The following is a 17,336-nucleotide window of genomic DNA, read 5'->3' as shown; positions in this document are numbered from 1 at the left end:
AATACGACCTTATTCGACATTCTCCGTATTCCTTATTCGGGAGCCGTTATGACTATCCGTGTTGCGATTGAGCACAACACTTATTACGAGTTCGACAGGCCCATCAACCTTTCCCCGCACGTCGTGCGACTGCGTCCGGCCCCTCACAGCCGTACTCCCATTGAAGCCTATAGCCTCAAGGTTGAACCGGAAAACCACTTCATCAACTGGCAGCAGGATGCTTACGGCAACTATTTGGCCCGTTTGGTTTTCCCTGAAAAAACCACCAAATTCTCGGTAGAAGTGGAAGTGATCGCTGATATGACAGTGATCAACCCATTCGACTTCTTCCTCGATGAAAGCGCCGAAGACTATCCGTTCACCTACGACAAGCAGACCCAAAAAGAACTGCAGCCGTATCTGGAGCTGGACGAGCAAGGGCCGCTGTTCAAGAAATTTGTTGATGGCATCTCGCTGAAAAAGCGCCGCACCATCGACTTTCTGGTGGACGTCAATTCGCAGCTTCAACAACTGATCGAATATGCCATTCGCATGGAGCCGGGCGTACAAACGCCGGAAGAAACGCTGGAACTGGCCAAAGGCTCCTGTCGTGACAGCGCCTGGCTGATGGTGCAGGCCCTGCGTCATCTGGGCGTTGCTGCCCGTTTTGCCTCCGGTTACCTGGTACAGCTGACTCCGGATGAAAAGTCCATCGATGGCCCATCCGGCCCGGCGGAAGATTTCACCGACCTGCACGCCTGGTGCGAAGCCTACCTGCCGGGCGCTGGCTGGGTGGGGCTGGACCCAACCTCGGGCCTGTTTGCTGGCGAAGGCCATATTCCTCTGGCGTGTACCCCACACCCGGTGTCTGCCGCACCGATTCAGGGTTACACCGACAAGTGCGAAGTGGAATTCAGCTACGAGAACAAGGTGTCCCGTTTCCACGAAGACCCACGCGTAACCAAGCCGTACGACGAAGCCGAATGGGCTGACGTTGTCGCACTGGGTAACAAGGTCGATGCGCTGCTGGAAGCCAACGACGTGCGCCTGACCATGGGCGGCGAGCCGACCTTTGTGTCTGTGAATGACATGGAATCGGCGCAGTGGAACACCGAAGCGCTGGGCGACGACAAACTCAGCCTGGCCAAAACCCTGCTGCTGAAACTGCGCGATCATTTTGCACCGCAAGGCTTGCTGCACTACGGTCAGGGCAAGTGGTATCCGGGTGAAGAAGTACCGCGTTGGGCACTGGGCGTGTTCTGGCGTAAGGACAACGAGCCAATGTGGACGCGTCCGGAGCTGCTGGCCCGGGTCGACAAGGATTACGGCCACACCGTTGAAGACGCTGAACGCTTTGGTAAACGTCTGGGCGAAAAGCTCGGCTTGCATGGCGACTACGTACAACCGGCTTATGAAGACGGTCTGCATTACCTGCTGCAGGAACAAAGCCTGCCAGCCAACCTCGATGCCCAAATTGCCGACGCCAAGGACGAATTGTCCCGTCGCCGTTTGGCTAAGGTACTGGAGCAGGGGCTGAATACCCCGAGCGGTTTTGTCTTGCCGGTTGAGTGGGACCTGTACGGCCAAAACTGGAAATCCAGCTTGTGGGAAGTACGCCGTGGTCGTCTGGTGCTGATCCCGGGCGATTCGCCGATGGGTCTGCGCTTGCCGCTGGAAAGCCTGCCGCATTCGGAAGAAACCCGCTGGCCACAGGAAGCCGATGCCCTGCGCACCGATGAGCCATTGCACAGCCGTGCAGACATTCTGGCCCATGCTTCCCAGTACCACATCAGCCAGCCGGAACCCGCGCCTGCCGCTGCTTTCCAGCCACAGGTGAAGCAAAAGGCTGGTAAGTCCAAAGAGCAGTCTCCAAAAGACAATCAGGGCTCTGGCTACTGGCAGAACCTGGTGCGCACCGCCATGTGTATCCAGCCACGCGATGGCAAGATACACCTGTTCCTGCCGCCACTGCCGTATCTGGAAAGCTACGTTGAGCTTATGGCGTTGGTGGAAGAAACCGCCGCCGAGCTGGAACTGCCGGTCATCATTGAAGGTTATGAGCCACCGAAAGACTGGCGCCTGCAAAAGCTGCTGGTGACGCCGGACCCGGGCGTGATCGAGGTGAACATTCACCCGGCCAACAACTGGAAAGACATGGTCAGCAACATGACCGAGCTGTATGAAGCCGCTCGTCAGTCCCGTCTGGGCGCTGAAAAGTTCATGCTGGACGGCCGTCACACCGGCACCGGTGGTGGTAACCACATTACGCTGGGCGGTGCATCACCGGCCGACAGTCCAATGCTGCGTCGTCCGGATTTGCTGCGCAGTTTCGTCACCTACTGGCAGCACCACCCAAGCTTGTCGTACCTGTTCTCCGGTGCCTTTATTGGCCCGACCAGTCAGTCACCTCGTGTGGACGAAGGTCGTGACGAAGGCCTGTACGAACTGGAAATTGCCTTCCAGCAAATGCCGGAAGGGGAAGCGGCACTGCCGTGGCTGGTTGACCGCATCATGCGCAACCTGCTGATCGACGTTACCGGTAACACCCACCGTGCCGAGTTCTGTATCGACAAACTGTTTGCGCCGGGCTCGCCATCTGGCCGTTTGGGTATTCTGGAATTCCGTGGTTTTGAAATGCCGCCGCACAGCCGCATGGCATTGGTGCAGGCATTGCTGATCCGGGCGCTGGTGATGCGCTTCTGGAAAAACCCGTACAAGCACAAGCTGGTACGTTGGAACACCCAGCTGCACGACAAATGGATGCTGCCGCACTTCATTTGGGAAGACATCAAGGAAGTTGCCCAGGACCTGCAAGACCACGGGCTGGAATTCAAACCGGAATGGCTGCTGCCGTTCGAGGAATTCCGCTTCCCGCATTACGGTCGGGTAGAACTGGCCGAAATGAAGCTGGAACTGCGCTGGGCCATCGAGCCATGGCACGTACTGGGTGAAGAAGTCACCAGCTTTGGTACTGCCCGTTACGTGGATTCCTCGGTCGAGCGTTTGCAGGTCAAAGTGTATGGCATGACCGGCAACCGCTACGTACTGGCCTGTAATGGCCGTCGCGTACCGTTGTCGAAAACCAGCCGTCACGGTGAATACGTGGCCGGTGTGCGCTACAAGGCCTGGAACCCGTTCTCGGCCCTGCATCCAACCATCGGGGTGAATTCACCGCTGACCTTCGACCTGATCGACACCTGGACCGGCCGCTCCATCGGCGGTTGTACCTACCATGTGTCGCATCCGGGCGGCCGCAGCTACGATACCTTCCCGGTCAACTCGTTCGAGGCTGAATCCCGCCGTGTGAACCGTTTCACCACCACGGAACACACTCAGGGAGCCAACTCGCCACGGCCAGACCTGGATGCCCTGCGCGAATTCTTCCCGCACACCGAGCCTCGCCCAATGGCGCCGCCGGCGGAAGAGTCACCGGGGGATTATCCGTTCACGCTGGATCTGCGTCGTCAGCCTGACTGACCAGGGCGTTAATCAGCAATGACTGAATACGCGTTCGGTATAATTGCTGAGCAATCGCACGTGATCTGACATAATGGCCGCCCCGTTCAGGTGCGGCCATTTTTTGTTCTTGTCTGTTGGCCACCGGGTAGGCGTGCCACCTTGATCCTACTTGCACCTGGCGCAGATATCGGCTTTTGTTATTGAACGGCCAAAGCGCGGACAGCCCGCGCTATTTACAACATTCAGGTACCCGCATGTCATCCACCGACTTTCCGACTGACGCCGACGATCAGCCCGGATTGATTTACCAAGCGAATCCGCAACTGCACGACGAAGCCGTCGACAGCAACGGAGCCTTACGCCCACATTGGGCCAGCCTGCTGGAGCGCATGCGGGAATTGGGGCCAGACGCCTTTGCCGACCGTGAAGCCAAGGCCTTGCGTATTCTGCGGGATGACGGTGCCACCTATAACATCTACAGCGACCCGACCAGTCCTACCCGTATCTGGAACATGGATCTGGTGCCGCATGTAATTGGCAGCAACGAGTGGTTGCAGATTGAATCCGGTTTGCAGGAGCGGGCCGAGCTGCTGAACCTGCTGCTGCGGGATATTTACGGCGAACGTACCCTGATTCAAAAGGGCATTATTCCGCCGGAAGCTATCTTTGGGCATCGCGGATTCCTGCGCCCATGCCATGGTATTCAGCTGCCGGGCGAGCACGATTTGATTGTGCATTCCGTCGACCTGGTGCGGGACCACGAAGGCAACATCGTGGTGTTGGGCGACCGTACCCAGAACCCGAGTGGTGCCGGCTATGCACTGGAAAACCGCAATGTGATGTCGCGGGTATTCCCAAGCCTGTTCCGCGACAGTGAAGTACACCGACTGTCGACCTTCTTCCAGCGCCTGCGCAGCAAGCTCAACTCTCTGGCTGAGCAGTCCAATCCGCGAGTGGCGGTACTGACGCCCGGTGCGCACAACGAAACCTATTTCGAACACGCCTATCTGGCCAACTACCTTGGCTACCATCTGGTCCAGAGCGACGACCTGGTGGTGCGCAACGGCTTCCTGTGGATGAAATCTCTGGATGGCTTGAGCCGCGTTGATGTGCTGTTGCGTCGGGTCGATGACTGGTTCTGTGACCCGGTAGAGCTGCGTGGAGATTCCCGTTTGGGAGTGGCGAGCCTGCTGGACGTAGTACGGGCGGGCAATCTGGTGATTGCTAACCCGCTGGGTTCCGGCATTCTGGAAAATCCGGTGTTGCTGCGTTACCTGCCAGACATCAGCCGTCATTTCCTTGGCCGTGAACTGCGCCTGCCGTCGGTGCAAACCTGGTGGTGTGGCGATGACGACGATCGTCAGTACGTCATTGAACACTTGGCAGAACTGGTGATTAAACCGACTTACCGCAGTACTGAAAGCTCCAGTGTGTATGGCCCGTCGCAATCCGAACAGGAGCTGCAGCAACTGGCCGAGCGTATTCAGGCCAACCCGGCCGGGTTTGTTGCCCAGGCCATTGTTGAAGCTTCCCATGTGCCGACCTGGGTGGATGGCGAACTGAAACCCCGGCCGACAATTTTGCGCAGCTTTGCGGTCGCCAACGCCACCTCTTACAGCGTGATGCCGGGCGGTCTTACCCGCATTGGTTTGCAGGAACGCGACTTTATGATTTCGAACCAGACCGGCTCGAAATCGAAAGACACCTGGGTTATTGCCTCCGAGCCGGAAGTCGACGTGCTGGAAGAGCAGGTCGACGACGTGGTCAGCCGCGAAGCGGACCTCATCAGCCTGCCAAGCCGGGTGGTGGAAAACCTGTTCTGGATGGGACGCTATGCCGAGCGGGCGGAAGCCTCGCTGCGTATCCTGCGGACCGCCTTTATGATGCTGAACGGCGAAGAACGCATCAGCGAAGCCACCCAGCATCAATTGCTGCATTCGGTGTCGATGATCACTGCCACGCCATCGCGGCCAACCGATGATCAAACCGCTGAAGACGCACTGCGCGGCATCATCGAAAACGGTGCCGTGATGAGCAGCATTTCCGGCAACCTCAATGCCATGCTGTTCTGCGCCAACGAAACCAAGGAGCTGTTGTCGTCGGATACCTTCCGCGTCATCAATGACATCCGCGATGCCCTGACAACTCTGGACACCACGTTCTCGGGCAGTCTGGCCTCGGCGCCGGAAGAAGCGCTGGACCCGCTGGTGACGGCGCTGATGGCGCTCTCCGGTTTGACTCAGGAAAGCATGATGCGTGGCTTTGGCTGGCGCTTTATGGACATGGGGCGGCGTCTGGAGCGCGGTTATCAAACCTCCATTGCGGTCACCAGCCTGTTGGTGCCGGTGATGAACGAAACCGACCAGAGCAAGGTGTGCGAAGCGCTGTTGCTGTCGATGGAATCGCTGATCAGCTACCGTCGTCGTTACCGTGCCCGGGTGGGCGTTACCCCAACCCTCGATCTGGTGATGATGGACAGCTCCAACCCGCGCTCGTTGGCGTACCAGTTGGAACAACTGGCCAACCATATGCGGGCGTTGCCTAAAACTCCGACCCAATATCGCGAACTGCCACTGGAAGAACGGCGGGTGCTGGAGTGCGAGACAATTCTCAAGCTGACCACTCTGGCCGAACTTTCCCATGTGGAGGAGGGCGATATCCAGCGTCAGACACTGGATCAGCAAGTGGGCAAACTGGCCGAGCTGATCACCGGCCTCAGCGATCTGATTACCGACAAATACTTTGATCACCGTGAAGCGTCCCAGCAGTTGGTTCGTAATAACTGGGAGGCTTTCTGATGTTGTACCGAATCCGTCATACCACCGAATATGTGTATGCCAGTCGGGTATCCCACTGCTACAACATGGCCCACGTGACGCCACGCACCAGCCGCCGACAGCAGTGCTTGTCGAGTCGGGTTGATGTGCTGCCGACGGCGAACTTTTCGTCCCAGCGTACCGATTATTTTGGCAATCAGGCCTACCACTTCGAGATTCAGAAGCCGCACAAAAAACTGGTGATCACGTCGACCAGCGATGTGCGTACCGAATCCCAGGCCTATGCGCCGGACCTGGATTTGGGTATCAGCTGTCGTGATGCCCGTTTGGCGATGCAGTCTTCCCGCGACCCCGAGGTACTGCTGGCACGCGAGTTCCTGATGGACTCGGCGATGATCAAAAGCGCACCGGAACTGGCTGACTTTGCCCGCGACCTGTTCACCGACGACAAGCCCCTGTTAAGCGCGGTGATGGAACTGACCCGTCGTATTTTCACCGACTTTGAATATTCCCCGGCCTCAACCACCATTGCCACGCCCTTGCAGGAAGTGATGGCCAACCGCAAAGGGGTGTGTCAGGACTTTGCTCACCTGCAAATTGCGATCTTGCGGTCGTTAGGTTTTGCTGCCCGTTACGTATCCGGTTATCTGGAAACTCTGCCGCCGCCGGGGCAAGAGAAGCTGGTGGGCGCAGACGCGACCCATGCCTGGTTGTCGGTGTATGTACCGGGGGAGGGTTGGTTTGAGTACGACCCAACCAACAACTGCATGGCCCACGAACAACACATCATTACCGCGTGGGGACGTGATTTTTACGACGTTACCCCTCTCTGTGGCGTGATTTACGGCGGTGGGCAAAACCCGGTGCTGCGAGTGGCAGTGGATGTCACCCGCATGGGCTGAGACATAGGGCTGAGTCTCAGGGCTGTGCATTCAAGGGTTGTACGGCGTTTGTAGAAACTTATACAAAACCGATTCAAAGGTGTTGTTAAGCGCGGATTTAGCGACTAGCATCAGGCGGTAGTTGTTCGAAAGAAGCCACCACTACCGCCGGAGCACACCATGAGCACAGACAGCCTGCCAATGGGCAAAGCCCTGACCGTAAAACAACTGCGCCAGATTCCCCGCATCGACAAACTGGTGATACACGCCATCGACCTGTCGCTCTATCAAGTCTCGGTGCATGTGGATGGCACCGAACATTTCATACTGGATCATCAGGGACGCTACCTGCGCAGCTACAACATCGTGTCGTTGCAGGCGGTGTTTGAAGGCATGGCCATTGGCAAGCAAGTGCTGCGTCACCAGAGCTGCTACGATGAAATGGTTGGGCAACCCTCACGCGAAGGCTCCAATGTGATGGAAGTGCCCCTGGGCGACAACAAGTTGGGTTCGCCCCAGAATCTTGGGGACAAACTGGGGCAATACCGGTCCAATCCGCCAACGGTTCATTGAAGCCGGTCGTAATACACCTCAGCAGGTAGCCAACATGGTTGATGAATGGGACGAACGGGCGTTCGAAGATGAATTCCCGACCTTTGATGACGACGCTCGTCAGCACGCCGCCACACCTCAACAACTGCAACAGCAAACCATTGGTTGCCCCTATTGCGGCGAGCCTATCGACATCTTGCTGGATACATCGGAACCCAATCAGGAATACATCGAAGACTGTAGTGTTTGCTGTCGGCCAATCACCATGGTCACCCATGATGATGGCATGGGCGGCGCTGAGGTCGCGGTTTACACCTCGGATGATGTGTTTTGATATGAGAGTCTGTATGCAGCAGTAATAACTGCAGGCCTCTGGCATTGCACCAGAGGCCACAGTGTTACGTATTTAGAGAAGCTTACAGTCCGTCAAACTCACAAATAGCGTACACATCGAAGCCTTTTTCTTTCAGCTTGTCGGCACCTTTCAGGTCCGGCAGGTTGATGATGGCGGCGGTTTCTACCACTTCGGCTTTCAGGCGGGTAACCAGTTCGCAAGCGGCCAGCATGGTGCCGCCGGTGGCGATCAGGTCGTCCATTACCAGTACGCGGTCGCCTTCCTTGAAGGCGTCGGTGTGGATTTCCACGGTGGCTTTGCCGTATTCCAGCGCGTAGTCCTGGGTCACGGTGTCAAACGGCAGTTTGCCTTTCTTACGCACGGTGACCAGACTCAGGCCCAGTTCGTAGGCCAGTGGAGCCCCCAGAATAAAACCACGGGCGTCGATGGCGGCAATGGCGTCCAGCTCCATGCTCTGATAACGATGCACGAAGCTGTCGATCAGTTTGCGAAATACTGTGGCGTCAGCCAGCAAGGGCATGATGTCGCGGAACATAACCCCTTCTTCAGGCCAGTTCGGCACGGTACGAATGGCGTCTTTGATTTGCTGGCTATAAAGGCTCATGAATGACTCCTGAGATGACATTGATCGAATTTTGGCCGGATTGCGGCGCAAAAAACGGCGCAGTTTAACGCAGGGTAAAGGGGACATCTATTTAATCCTGCACTACTCTGCGCGAGTGTTGCCGTTGTTCAGGGCAAGGCGATGGATGCAGCGAAATGATGTGTCCTTTTCAAATTCATCAACACAGCACTGAGCGGCGGCAATCCGCGCCCGGAGGGGGCTACCGGATGATCTCGACTCTGTGTCGCCGACTTTTGACTTGACCCGCCAGGCCTGCAAATCGGCTTCGTGATTCGAAACCATCCGGTAGCCCAGAGTGGGCACTGGATTAACTAGATGTCCCCTCAGACAGGAATATTTTGTCCACGTGGTCAATTTTAGTGCGCTGAAGTCTTTTTGTGACGCTGTTGTTACGAATATAATCGCGCCCCTTTCTGAATCCGACTCCATTCACTCAAAGAAACGAGCCTCTCATGCTAGAAAGACTTTTCCAGCTCAGTCGTACCGGTACCACCGCACGCACTGAAATTCTTGCCGGTGTCACCACCTTCCTGACCATGGCGTACATCATCTTCGTTAACCCGGCGATGCTGGCGGATGCCGGTATGGATCATGGCGCCGTGTTTGTTGCCACCTGTGTGGCTGCGGCGATTGGCTGTTTCATCATGGGCTTGTGGGCCAACCTGCCTGTGGCGTTGGCGCCGGGTATGGGCCTGAATGCCTTTTTCACCTATGGCGTGGTGCTGGGTATGGGCCACAACTGGGAAACCGCATTGGGTGCCGTGTTCTTCTCGGGCGTGCTGTTTATCCTGTTGAGCCTGTTCAAGGTGCGTGAATGGATCATCGATGCGATCCCGCAAACCCTGAAGAAAGCCATTGCGGCGGGTATTGGTGCGTTTCTGGCGCTGATCGCCCTGAAAAACGCGGGCATTGTTGTCGACAATCCAGCCACTCTGGTGGGCCTGGGCAACCTGCACGACTTCGGCCCTGCGATGGCGATTCTGGGCTTCTTCCTGATCATTGCTTTTGTGCAGCGTAATGTACCGGGTGCGGTACTGCTGGCAGTGCTGGCAGTAACCGGTATCAGCCTGTTGGCAGGTGAAGTTCAGTACGGTGGTATTGTTTCTGCGCCGCCGTCTTTGGCGCCGACCTTCCTGGCGCTGGACCTGAGTGCTGCCTTTGATGTGGCAATGCTGAGCGTGATTTTTGCCTTCCTGTTCGTCGACCTGTTCGATACCTCTGGCACCCTGATCGCCGTGACCCAACGTGCCGGTCTGGCCAAGGCCGACGGCAAAGTGCCGAACCTGGGTCGTGCCTTGCTGGCCGACAGCTCGGCTACCGTTGCCGGTGCTGCGCTGGGTACTTCCACTACCACCAGCTACATTGAAAGTGCGGCGGGTGTGGCTGCTGGCGGCCGTACTGGCCTGACAGCGGTAACCACCGGTGTGCTGTTCCTGGCGGCTATTTTCCTGGCGCCATTGGCAGGCATGGTTCCGGCATACGCCACCGCAGGTGCGATATTCTATGTATCGGTGCTGATGCTGTTCACCCTGAAAGACGTTGATTGGGAAGACCTGACGGAAGCGGCTCCTGTGGCCGTGGTGGTTCTGATGACGCCGCTGACGTTCTCGATTGCTCACGGTGTGACGCTGGGCTTTATTACTTACGCCATTGCCAAACTGGTGGGCGGTAAAGCTTCTCAGCTGAACGTCAGTGTTCTGGTGATTGCTGCATTGCTGCTGGCCAAGCTGGTGTTTATCGACTGATAAATTACTTGTGGCTAATACGAAAAAGCGGCCTTGAGTGAACCTCAAGGCCGCTTTTTTGTGTCGGTTCCTTTTGTACCGGTTTTTGTTTCGGCCTCAGGGGCATGGTGCCCCTTGAACCGGCAGGCTCGTGGCGATGATTACTTGAGCTTGTAAGCCACAATGTAGTCGCCAATGGTGGTGCCAATCGAGCCATGGCCACCGGCCACCTGAACCACCATCTGCTCACCCTTGCTGTTAAGGTAGGTCATCGGTGTTGCCTGACCACCGGCTGGCAAGCGGGCCTGCCACAGTTGTTCGCCGGTCGACAGGTCGTAGGCGCGCAAGTAGTTATCAACCGCTGCTGACATAAACACCACACCGCTGCCAGTGATTACCGGGCCACCGATGCCAGGAACGCCCATCTTGATAGGCAACGGCAGTGGAGACAGGTCTTCAATGGTACCGTTTTTGTGCTGCCATACTTTCTCACCCGTGGTCAGGTCGACACCGGCAACATAGCCCCATGGTGGCTGCTGACAAGGAACACCCAGTGGCGACAGGAAGGGATGCATGTTGACCGCGTACGGAGCGCCTTCATTGGAATTGAGGCCGCTTTCGCCCTTGTTGGTTTCACCCAGATCGGCGCCGTCCTTGTCGACCAGAGTCGACACAAACGCCAGATACAATGGCATGCCGAACATCTGTTGTTTGTTGGGATCAACGGCAATGCTGCCCCAGTTGAAAACCCCGAAGTTACCCGGATACACCAGCGTGCCTTGAGTTGATGGCGCAGTGTACTGGCCGTCGTACTTGAGCTTGTTGAATTCAATACGACACACCAGCTGGTCCAGTGGCGTCGCCCCCCACATGTCGGATTCCTGCAGCCTGGCTGGCTTGAAGTTCAGTGCCGAGCTTGGCTGGGTCGCCGCCGTGTGCTCATTCGGAATGGTGGTGTCCTGTGGTGCTGCCTGCTCGGTGATCGGGAAGATCGGCTCACCGGTTTGACGATTCAGTACGTACACATCACCTTGCTTGGTCGGGATCACCAGTGCTGGCTGCTTGCCGGTTTTGGTATTCAAATCCAGCAGCGACGGTTGTGCCGGCGTGTCCATATCCCACAAGTCGTGGTGGATAAACTGCTGTACCCATTCAGGCTGGCCGGTTTGCAGGTTCAGCGCCACCACCGAGGTGGCGTACTTTTCTTCCGCTGGGCTACGGTACATGCCCAGTTGGTCCGGGGTACGGTTGCCCATCGGGAAGTAGGCCAGTCCCAGCTTTTCATCGGCTGATGCGGTAGACCAGCTGTTTGGAGAGCTGGCGGTATAGGTTTCACCTTCGCCCAGCGGCGCGGTGTCTTCGGGGTTACCGGAGTCGAAGTTCCAGACCAGTTCACCGGTTTTGGCATCAAAGGCGCGAATCACACCGGATGGAGAATTGACGGCGTAGTTGTCGTTCACCGAACCGGCCACAATCACCTTGCCAGCGGCGACCAGCGGAGCCGACGTGGAATAGTAGAAGCCCGACTGTTTGAACGGCATGCCTTGGGTCAGGTCGATGCTGCCAGGCTTGCTGCTGTCTGAGCCTGAGTTGCTGCCTGAACCGAAGTTACTGCACAGGGCGCCGGTTGCCGGGTCGAGTGCCAGCAGGCGGGCATCGGAGGTTGGCAGGAAGATCTGGGCGTCGCATTCAACCGCTGGCAGTTTCTCGGAGGCCTGGCTGACGGTCTGGATCACAGGATCAATGCCGGATGCTGGTGGCAGGTAGGAAACGCCGCGGCAGGTCTGGTGCTGGCGTGACATATCCGGACCAATGTCGGCGGTGTACTGCCATTTTTTCTTGCCGGTATCGGCGTCCAGCGCCACCACCCAGTTGTGTGGGGTACAGATAAACAGGGTGTTGTTGACCTTGATCGGCGTGGCTTCGTAGGTGGTTTCCCCCACGTCTTTTGGTCCTTTCAGGTCGCCGGTTTGGTACTGCCAGGCTTGCTCCAGCTGGTTTACGTTGTCGGGTGTGATTTGTGCCAGTGGCGAGTAGCGTTGGCCATAGTTGGAACGGCCGTAGGCGTACCAGTCGTTGTCACCCGCGGTGCCGGTATCGGCGTTGGTGATCTTCTCGGCGGTGCTCATTTTGCCGTCGACGGCATAGGGATCATGCAGGGTTGAGCCCAGAGAAATCACGGCCACCAAAGCCCAAACCGGCAAAATCAGTTTGCCGCGCTTGTCGCTGGCCGCAAACAGCAGTGGGATGGCCAGAATCAGGAACATGCCCAGACGGGTTGCCAGCGCCCACCAGTAGTAGCCGGACTCCCACAACGACCAGATCAGGGTTGCAACCAGCAGTACGGCGTACACAAAGCGCGCGGATCGTGGGTTTTTCTTGACCAGTAAGCCGGTCGCCAGCAAGGCGATACCGGAAAGTGCATAAAAGAAACTGCCGCCCAGTGTGATCAGGTAGCCGCCGCCAAGCAGCAACGCCAAACCCACCAGGGACAGCAAAGCTGAGTAAATAACCATGCGCAATCCTCTCAAGGCGTCGCTGTTCCGCGTGACCGTATTCACGGGGGCATCGCAGGGTCAGTGATCGCCTGTTTGGTAAATTTTCAAAAAAATGGGAACTATTGGAGTCTTCAGTAGTACGTCCGGTAGAACCGGCGTTATACAGCAGAGTTCCTGTGGGCGCGTGTTTCACACTGATCCATGGGAGCAACGATGCAAGGTTTTGCAACAATAGGTGAAAATTACTGTAATGGATCGGCTGCCTGGACTGATCAGTGGAAGTGATCGATGAGGATGGTGCGTTGGGAAAGTGGGAGAGGTTGGCTGGATAAAAAGGTAGTTAACTTACTGAATTTTCGGGTTGTGGCGGTTTAGTTGCTGGCTAGCAGAATGGTTGCGCAGCCCCCAAAAAGAGAAGCCGGAGCTTCTCTTTTTGGGGGTCTGAATCCGCGGTTCTGAGGCCGGGATGTTGATCGGAGCTGGAATTACATACCGGCTTTCAGTTCTTCCCAGTATTGGTTGAACAGGGCAGTTGCTTCATCGCCCACGTCTTCCTGGAATTCACCACGGTTGATCACTTCCCAGGTTGGGAAAATGGTCGGGTTACCACGGGTTTCCGGGTCGAGCTGACGAATCGCCGTTTTGTTGGCGGTGGCGTAGCCGGTGTATTCAACCGTGCGAACGGCAATGTCCGGGCGCATCATAAAGTTGATGAACTTGTGAGCAGCGTCCTTGTTTTCGGCATTGGCCGGAATTGCGAAGCTGTCGACCCACAGAATCACACCTTCTTTCGGGTAGATGTATTGGATCTCTGGCATCTCTTCCTGCGCCATGATGACTTCGCCATTCCAGATCATACCCAGGCTAACGTCGCCCGCCATGTAGGGTTCGCGTGGGGCGTCGGAGTTGAAGGTCAGTACGTTTGGCATCAGCTTTTTCAGCAGCTCAAACGCCTGCTTGATCTCTTGTGGATCGCGGGTGTTGGCGGAGTGGCCCTGTACCGCCAGTGCCATCTGGAACACTTCACGAACATCGTCGGTCAGCAGCAGGCTGTTTTCCCACTTGCTGTCCCACAGGTCTTTCCAGCCGGTGATGCTGTTTTTGTCGATGTCGTCGGTGTTGATACCAATACCTGTGCTGCCCCAGGTGTACGGCAGGGAGTACTGGTTGCCCGGGTCGTAAGGCTTGTCGAGCAGGGTGCCATACAGGTGATCCATGTTGGGCAGCTTGCTGTGATCCAGCTTGGCCAGCAGGCCTTCGCGGGCCATTTTCGAGATGTAGTAGGACGACGGCACAATCACGTCGTAGCCCTTGGCATTCTGGATTTTGATCTTGGAGTACATCACCTCGTTGCTTTCGTAGGTGTTGTATTCCACCTCGATGCCGGTCTCTTCGGTGAATTCTTCCAGTACGCCTTCCGGAACGTACTCGCTCCAGTTATAGATCACCACCTTGTCGTTGGCCGCCTGGGTAGCAGCGGCAACCAACAGCGCAGCGGCTGCGGTGGCATTACGAAACAGCGAGTTCAAAGTCATTGTGGGTTCTGCCTTTTGATCAGATAAGTGGTGACGGCAATCAGTGTCAGTGACATGACCAACAGGATGGTTGCCAGTGCATTTACTTCAGGAGATACACCCACTTTCACCATGGAAAACACGCGTATCGGGAGAATTTCAAAGCCCGGCCCAGTGACGAACGAGCTGATGATTACGTCATCCAACGATAACGTGAAGCTTAGCAGCCAGCCGGCAAGAACGGCGGGCGCCAATATGGGCAATATAATGATTCGGAACATTTGTGACTCGCTGGCGCCGAGATCTTTGGCGGCTTCGAGCACATTCGGGTCCATATTCTTCATTTGCGCATACACGGTGATCACCACAAAGGGCAAACAGAAGGTGATGTGCGCAATCAGCAGCGACCAGAAGCCCAGCTGAATGCCCAGCGCAATAAAGATAATCAGAAACGTAATTGCCAGAACGATGTCCGGCGACATCATCAGCACAAACAGCATCGAGCTGGCGGTGTTTTTCAGCGGAAACTTGTATCGATGAATGGCCAGAGCCATCAGCGTGCCGATCAGCGTGGCAGCGGTGGCCGCCAGTCCGGCAATCAGCAGCGAGTGGCCAAAGGCCTGCATCATGGAATCGTTTTCCCACAGCTTCTCGTACCATTTCCACGAAAAGCCGCTCCATTTATGGCCGTACTTGGACTTGTTGAACGAGTTGGTAACCAGAATGACCATCGGCAAATACAGGTACAGGAACACCAAACCGATAAACAGCCACTTGAATACGCCGCTGAACGTGCGGGATTTAGAGGTTCTGGTCATCCATGCCTCCTTTTTTCTGCACATACTGGTTGGCTTTGTAGTAGACCCATAACAAGGCGCCCATCAATACAATCAGGAACACGCTGAAAGCCGAGCCAAACGGCCAATCGCGGGCGACCAGAAACTGGTTCTTGATGATGTTACCCAGCAGCAGGCTCTTGGCCCCGCCCAGCAGGTCGGCCACGTAGAACATGCCCATGGCTGGCAGGAACACAATCAAACAGCCTGCAACGATGCCTGGCATGGTCAGCGGCAGGATAATCTGGCTGAAGCGGTGGAAGGCATTGGCGCCCAGATCCCGCCCGGCTTCGATCAGTGACTGATCCAGCTTGTCGAAGCTGGCCATCAATGGCAGCACCATAAACGGCAGCAGGATGTACACCAGCCCGAAGATCACCGCAAAGTCGGTATAGAGCAGCTGCAAGGGTTTATCGACGATGCCAGTACTCACCAGCACGGTATTGAACAGGCCCTTTTTGCCCAGCAGCATCTTGATGGCATAGATACGAATCAGGCTGTTGGTCCAGAACGGAATCACCATCATAAACAGCAATACCGTGCGGCTGACGCGGCCCATGCGCGACAGCAGGTAGGCGAACGGATAGCCGATCAGCAAGGCAATCACGGTGGTAATGCCAGACAGCACCAGGCTGTTCCAGAACACCCCGGCGTAAGTGGCATCGAGCACCTGACGGTAGTTTTCCAGCGTCAGCGGCAGGCTGGCAAAGTGATCGCTGTCGTGGGTCAGGAAGCTGGTGCCCACCACCATCAGATGTGGCATCAGGACAAAAATCCCCAGCCAGCTGATGGTCAGGGTGATGACCAGCTTACGGAAGTTGATGTGAGCCAGAAGCGCATTCATATCAGGACTGCTCATCCGCTTTGATGACGTGTTCCCAGCCATGCACCCAGTTCACCCAAACGCGCTGTTTCAGCTTGTAGGAGAAGTCGGGGTCGTTTTCATTGAAGAATTCACTTGCCATCAGGCGGGTGCCGTCTTCCAGCTGGATGATGGAATCGAGGGTTTTGCCGGTGTAATTGCTTTCAACAATTTCACCAATAAGGCCATCGGTTTCGTCTTCCATGTACTCAATACGCAGGTCTTCCGGGCGCAGCAGCACGTGTACCTTGTCGCCTACCTGCAAGGTTTGCGCGGTATTCAGCGGCCATTGCTTGCCATGAATGGTGGCCTGATAGCGTTGTGGCTCCAGACACTCGGTAATGGTGCCGTCGAAGACATTGATCTCGCCAATAAAGCGCGCCACAAACAGGTTGCAAGGGGACTCGTAGATTTCCCGTGGGGTGCCGACCTGCTGCGGTTGGCCGTCGTGCATCACCAGTACACGGTCCGACATCGACAGGGCTTCTTCCTGATCGTGGGTCACGTAGATAAAGGTAATGCCAAGCTGGCGCTGAATGCGCTTCAGCTCGTACTGCATTTGCTTTCGCAGCTTGTAGTCCAGCGCCGACAGCGATTCGTCCAACAGCAGCACTTTGGGGCGGTTCACAATGGCACGGGCAATGGCTACCCGCTGCTTCTGACCACCGGATAACTGGTGCGGTTTACGCTGTTCAAAGTCGGACAACTGCACCACCGCCAAAGCTTCCTGCACACGCTCACGCATTTCGGCCTTGGGCACTTTCGACATCTTCAGGCCAAACGCCACGTTGTCGAATACCGTCATGTGGGGGAACAGGGCGTAGCTTTGGAACACCGTATTGGTAGGACGCTTCTCGGCATCCAGATGGGTGATGTTTTGACCATCCAGCAGGATGTCGCCCTCGTCCGGGCTTTCAAAGCCAGCAATCAGGCGCAGGGCCGTGGTCTTGCCACAACCGGAAGGACCAAGAATGGTAAAAAATTCACCGTCCCGGATGTTCAGGTCAAAGTCGTTCAGCACCGCCTGGGATTCAAACCGCTTGGTGACCTGTTTCAGTGATAAAAACGAAGAGGAACTCACGCGAGCACACTCCCTGCCGAAAAAGGTTAATTATCAGCCAACTCTAGCAGACCGACCATTGACAATCTGCGTAATTGGCTCGGAATCTTAAGCCCGATCTGGCGGACTTCTTGACAAACTTCTGACACATAAGGGCACATCAGTTCCATCAAATTTCTTCGCGTGCGGCATCGGCGGGAACGAAGAGCGCGCG

The 17,336-nt window shown here is 56.4% G+C and carries 12 protein-coding genes; 6 read left to right on the top strand and 6 right to left on the bottom strand.

The window, feature by feature from the left end; genetic code table 11:
• The first annotated feature begins 48 nt into the window (after window positions 1-48).
• The 5 genes from G516_RS0118385 to G516_RS0118365 all read left to right on the top strand — a co-directional run bounded on the left by G516_RS0118385 (window position 49) and on the right by G516_RS0118365 (window position 7,982).
• Window positions 49-3,456, top strand: coding sequence for a transglutaminase family protein (locus G516_RS0118385; RefSeq protein ID WP_028294890.1), 3,408 nt, complete (start codon window positions 49-51; stop codon window positions 3,454-3,456).
• A 236-nt stretch (window positions 3,457-3,692) separates the two neighbouring features.
• Window positions 3,693-6,236 (top strand): circularly permuted type 2 ATP-grasp protein, encoded by a 2,544-nt coding sequence (locus tag G516_RS0118380; protein WP_051219601.1) that lies wholly within the window; start codon window positions 3,693-3,695, stop codon window positions 6,234-6,236.
• A complete protein-coding gene (locus G516_RS0118375; RefSeq protein ID WP_028294888.1) occupies window positions 6,236-7,117 on the top strand; it encodes a transglutaminase family protein in 882 nt (293 codons plus the stop codon). Before G516_RS0118380 ends, G516_RS0118375 begins: the two co-directional genes overlap by 1 nt.
• Window positions 7,118-7,276: 159 nt before the next feature.
• Window positions 7,277-7,669 carry a DUF6482 family protein gene (locus tag G516_RS23260; RefSeq protein ID WP_245582697.1) on the top strand — a complete coding sequence of 131 codons (393 nt, stop codon included), beginning with the start codon at window positions 7,277-7,279 and terminating at the stop codon, window positions 7,667-7,669.
• A 34-nt stretch (window positions 7,670-7,703) separates the two neighbouring features.
• A complete protein-coding gene (locus G516_RS0118365) occupies window positions 7,704-7,982 on the top strand; it encodes a CPXCG motif-containing cysteine-rich protein (RefSeq protein ID WP_084645220.1) in 279 nt (92 codons plus the stop codon).
• Window positions 7,983-8,064: 82 nt separating this feature from the next.
• On the opposite strand, the gene G516_RS0118360 is transcribed toward G516_RS0118365, so the two are convergent.
• On the bottom strand, window positions 8,065-8,607 hold the full coding sequence (locus G516_RS0118360) for an adenine phosphoribosyltransferase (RefSeq protein WP_028294886.1): 543 nt from the start codon (window positions 8,605-8,607) through the stop codon (window positions 8,065-8,067).
• Window positions 8,608-9,080: 473 nt separating this feature from the next.
• Between G516_RS0118360 and G516_RS0118355 the strand changes: the two genes are divergently transcribed.
• The gene (locus G516_RS0118355; RefSeq protein ID WP_028294885.1) at window positions 9,081-10,373 is read left to right on the top strand and encodes an NCS2 family permease; all 1,293 of its coding nucleotides are present in this window, start codon (window positions 9,081-9,083) and stop codon (window positions 10,371-10,373) included.
• Window positions 10,374-10,513: 140 nt separating this feature from the next.
• On the opposite strand, the gene G516_RS0118350 is transcribed toward G516_RS0118355, so the two are convergent.
• The 5 genes from G516_RS0118350 to potA form a co-directional block, all read right to left on the bottom strand.
• Window positions 10,514-12,868: a membrane-bound PQQ-dependent dehydrogenase, glucose/quinate/shikimate family gene (locus G516_RS0118350; protein WP_028294884.1), complete on the bottom strand. Its 2,355-nt coding sequence runs from the start codon at window positions 12,866-12,868 to the stop codon at window positions 10,514-10,516.
• Between the two features lie 467 nt (window positions 12,869-13,335).
• Window positions 13,336-14,385: an extracellular solute-binding protein gene (locus G516_RS0118345; RefSeq protein ID WP_051219600.1), complete on the bottom strand. Its 1,050-nt coding sequence runs from the start codon at window positions 14,383-14,385 to the stop codon at window positions 13,336-13,338.
• Window positions 14,382-15,182 (bottom strand): spermidine/putrescine ABC transporter permease PotC, encoded by an 801-nt coding sequence (potC, locus tag G516_RS0118340; RefSeq protein ID WP_051219599.1) that lies wholly within the window; start codon window positions 15,180-15,182, stop codon window positions 14,382-14,384. The genes G516_RS0118345 and potC overlap by 4 nt, the downstream gene beginning before the upstream one ends.
• Complete coding sequence (gene potB / locus G516_RS0118335; protein ID WP_036537429.1) at window positions 15,166-16,044, bottom strand: spermidine/putrescine ABC transporter permease PotB; 879 nt, start codon at window positions 16,042-16,044, stop codon at window positions 15,166-15,168. Before potB ends, potC begins: the two co-directional genes overlap by 17 nt.
• A gap of 1 nt (window position 16,045) precedes the next feature.
• Window positions 16,046-17,143, bottom strand: a complete 1,098-nt coding sequence (gene potA / locus G516_RS0118330; protein ID WP_028294880.1) for a spermidine/putrescine ABC transporter ATP-binding protein PotA — start codon at window positions 17,141-17,143, stop codon at window positions 16,046-16,048.
• Between the last annotated feature and the right edge of the window lie 193 nt (window positions 17,144-17,336).

The organism is Oceanobacter kriegii DSM 6294 (genome assembly GCF_000422845.1).
GTDB lineage: Bacteria > Pseudomonadota > Gammaproteobacteria > Pseudomonadales > Oceanobacteraceae > Oceanobacter > Oceanobacter kriegii.
The sequence above is the reverse complement of the archived record's forward strand: the minus strand, read 5'-3'. Positions and strand labels throughout refer to the sequence as shown.